This is a genomic window from Streptomyces nanshensis (genome assembly GCF_001751255.1).
Classification (GTDB): domain Bacteria; phylum Actinomycetota; class Actinomycetes; order Streptomycetales; family Streptomycetaceae; genus Streptomyces; species Streptomyces nanshensis_A.
Genome location: NZ_LJGW01000200.1, coordinates 1 through 3,975 on the forward strand (window position 1 = coordinate 1; position 3,975 = coordinate 3,975).

Annotated in this window: 1 protein-coding gene and 1 pseudogene; both read right to left on the reverse strand. The window is 75.3% G+C overall.

What is annotated here, in order from left to right; genetic code table 11:
* Window positions 1-3,060: pseudogene (locus AN218_RS11870) on the reverse strand (beta-ketoacyl synthase N-terminal-like domain-containing protein); the annotation flags it as partial.
* Between the two features lie 56 nt (window positions 3,061-3,116).
* Window positions 3,117-3,975 (reverse strand): SDR family NAD(P)-dependent oxidoreductase (locus AN218_RS11880; protein ID WP_141747539.1); only part of this gene is annotated, 859 nt, incomplete at its 5' end.

Genomic DNA, 3,975 nt, shown 5'->3' on the forward strand with positions numbered 1-3,975 from the left:
CGGCGCCGAGCACGTCGGCGGCGGCGGAGGCCGTGTCGTGCAGCAGCGCGGAGAGTTCGGCGGCCAGCGGGTGTGCCGCGCCCGCCTGGTCGAGCCGGGCCATCGAGGCGGAAGCCCCGGCAGCGGCGGCGGCACCGGAACCGGAAGGTGAACCGGAACCGGAAGCGGCGGCGGGTGCCGACGGCGGGGACGACGCCGTCCCGGCCGCCCCCGAGAGGCTGCCGTGCAGCCGCGACGGCAGCGAGATCAGCGCACCGTCCAGGTCCAGCCGTACGCCGGGACGTGCGGCGGTCCTGCCCGCGCTCCCCGAAGTGCCCTTGCCCGCCGCGTCGTTGACGCTTCCGGAACCACTGGCCGCGTCCGGGTCCAGCAGCGGCCGTACGTCCGGCTCGGCGCCCTCCGCCCACAGGGCGGTGACGACGCGGCGGAGCTGGGCGAGGCTGTCGCGTGCACCGGAGTGCGCGGAGACGACCAGCCGGTCGCACCCGGCGAGCGTGTCGTCGATGAGCGAGCCGAGCTGCCCGGCGCCGAGCTGGATGAAGGCGCGGTGGCCCGCGTCGTACATGGCGAGGATCATCTGCCGGAAGCGCACCGGCTCCAGCAGATGCCGTACGAACAACTCCCGTACCTCGTCCGGGGCCTGCGGATAGACCGAGGCCGTGGTGGCCGACCACACGGGTGTGGTCTGCGGATGCAGCCGGTAGGTCTCCGCCGCGCTGCGGATCGGGCCGAGGTACGGCGCGAGCATCGGCGTGTGGAAGCCGGAGCGGAAGGGCAGCACCTGGCCGATCACGCCGCGGGAGCGCATGCGCAGCACGATGGCCTCGACGGCCTCCTCGGGGCCGCAGATCATCGACTGGTTGGGCGCGTTGTCGTGCGAGAGGACCACGTCGCTGCGTCCGTGCAGCTCGTCGAGGACCTCCTCCGCGGGCATCCCGAGGACGCCGAAGACCGCGCCCGGCACACGCAGCGCGTCCGGGTCGAAGCGGGCGAGGAACGCGTCGACCTCGTCGGCGGCGTGGATGCCGCCCGCGGCCATCGCCGTCCACTCGCCGACGCTGTGCCCGGCCACCGCGTCCGGTACGACGCCGAGCCTGCGCAGCGCGGCGTCGAGCACCCGGCCGAGCTGGAAGACCGCGGCTCCGTGCCGTCCGACGTCGCCGACCTCGGCGTCACGGCCCTGGGAGAAGTCCAGTCCGAAGCGTTCGGCCAGCCCGTCGGCGCGCGGGTCGAACTCGGCCTCCAGGCCGGGGAAGACGAACGCGGTGCGTCCGCCGGCCGGGCCGAGTATCGGGCGCGGGCTGAACCACACGTCGCTGCGTCCGGACCACGGGGTGCCCTTGGCGACGGCCTTGCGGGCGAGCTTCAGCCGCCGGGCCGTCGGGTCGACGATGCCCAGTCGGCAGCGTCCGGCGGCCTGTTCGCGCTCGTCGAGGCCCGCCGCGAGCACGGCGTCGTCGTCCCGGGCGAGGACGTCGGCGAGGGCCTCGGGTCCGTCGGCGGCCAGCCGCAGGACGCGTTCGGGCTCCACGACGCGGGCGGCGGCAGGCACTTCGGACGCGGCGGCGTGCTCGGAAGCGGTGCCGGTGCCGGTGCCGGAGGCGGCGGCGTCCGCGCCGTCCGCCGGGCGCGGTGCGGCCTGTTCCAGTACGACATGGGCGTTGATGCCGCCGAAGCCGAAGGCGTTGACGCCCGCACGGCGCGGCGCACCGGCGGGCTCCTCCCAGGGGCGTGCCTCGGCGAGCGGCGCGAAGCGCGTACGGGAGAGGGCGGGGTGCGGGTCGTCGCAGTGCAGCGTCGGGGGCAGCACGCCGTGGTGCACGGCGAGCGCCGCCTTGATCAGTCCGGCGATGCCGGCGGCGGGCATGGTGTGGCCGATCATGGACTTCACCGAGCCGATGGCCGCCGGGGCGCGTTCGTCTCCGGCCGGGCCGGTGTCCTCGCCGCCGTCGCCGGTGCCCGTGCCCGTGCCCGTGCCCGTCCGCGGCCCGAACACCTCGGCCAGCGTGGTCAGTTCGGCCTCGTCGCCGGCGGGCGTGGCGGTGCCGTGCGCCTCGATCAGGCCGACGGCGTCCGGCGCGAGCGGGTCGAGCCCGGCGGCGTCCCCCGCCTGCCGCACGGCGCGCACCTGGCCGCCCGGGTCCGGGTTGAACAGGCTCNACCGCGGATCACCGCGTACACCCGGTCGCCGTCCCGCTCGGCGTCCGCCAGGCGCTTGAGCACCACGACGCCGGTGCCCTCGCCGATGAGGACGCCGTCCGCGCCCCTGTGCAGCGGCCGTATCCGCTCGCTGCGGGAGAGCGCGCCGAGCTGGCTGAAGACGGACCACAGCGTGATGTCGTGGCAGTGGTGCACGCCGCCGGCGAGCATGATGTCGCAGCGTCCGGCGTCGAGTTCGCGTACGGCGTGGTCGACGGCGACGAGCGACGAGGCGCACGCGGCGTCCACGGTGTAGGCGGGTCCGCGCAGGTCGAGGCGGTTGGCGACGCGGGAGGCCGCCAGGTTCGGCACGAGGCCGATGGCCGACTCCGGTGCCTCCGGCCCCAGTTGCTCGGCGAAGGCCGAGCGCACCTGCTCCAGGCGCTCCTCGTCCAGCTCGGGCACCAGCTCCCGCAGGGTGCGCAGCACCTGGTGGCTGGTACGGACACGCTGGTCGAGCCGGACCAGCCCTGGCGTGAGATAGCCGCCGCGGCCCAGCACGATCCCGGCGCGCTGCCGGTCGCCGGGCAGTACGCCGTCGCCGCCCGCGTCCTCGATGGAGCGGTGCGCCACGTCGAGGGCGATGAGCTGGTCGGGCTCGGTCCCCGGCACGGAGGTGGGCATGATGCCGAACCGCGTCAGGTCGAACTCGGCGGTGTCGTCGACGAATCCGCCGCGCCGGCAGTAGACGCGGTCCGCGCGGCGCGGTCCTCCCCCGGACTCCGTCCGGGGGGACCCCCAGGCGGCGTAGAACTCCTCGTCCCAGCGCCCGGCGGGCACGTCGGTGATCGCGTCGACGCCGCCGACGATGTTCTTCCAGTAGCCGTCCAGATCGCCGGCGCCCGGGAAGAGGGCGGCCATGCCGACGATCGCGACGGGTTCGCGGGAGGAGCCCCGCTCGGCGGGAGACACGCTGGTCACCAGCCGGATGCAGCGGCGACCACCGCGTGCACCGTGGGCGCTCCCCAGGCCAGTTCGCGCAGCAGGCTCAGCGGCCCCTCCTCGGGGTCGACGAGCTTGATGCCGCGGGCCGCGTACGAGCGCATCAGCTCCGGCGTCACCATGCCGCTGTTGGTCTCCGACGCCGCCCAGGGGCCCCAGTGGACGGTCAGGCCGCGCCGGTCCTCGGTGGACCAGCGGCGTCCCAGCTCCTCCAGGGCGTCGTTGGCGGCGGCGTAGTCGGCCTGGCCGCGGTTGCCCAGCGCTCCGGCGATGCTGCCGAACAGCACGGCGAAGCGCGGTGATTCGGGCAGCGCGCCGAGGGCGTCGAGCAGCAGACGGGCTCCGTCGGCCTTGGTGGAGAAGACGCGGCGGAAGGACTCCGGGGACTTCTCCGCGATCAGCTTGTCCTCGATGACGCCCGCCGCGTAGACCACGCCGTCGAGCCTGCCGTGCTCCGCGTGGATCTCCTTGACCGCGGCGCGTACGGCTTCCTCGTCGAGGGCGTCGATCGAGCGGTAGCGCGCGTGGCTGCCCGACTCCCGCAGGGCGGCGAGGGTTTCGCGCACCTCGCGCTCGGCGAGGACGGCGGAGGTCGCGCGCTCGATCTCGGCGGGCGACTTCATGCCGGAGGCGATGAACGCCTTGCGCAGCTCGTCGCGTCCCGCGGCGCCGGCCGTCGCCGGGTCCTCCTCCGGTGGTGGCACCGGGGTGCGGCCCAGCAGTTCGATGCGGCAGCGGCTCGCGGCGGCGACCGTACGGGCGAAGCGCGCGGTGATGCCGCGGGCGCCGCCGACGAGCAGCAGCACCGAGTCGCGGTCGAGACCGGCCGCGGCG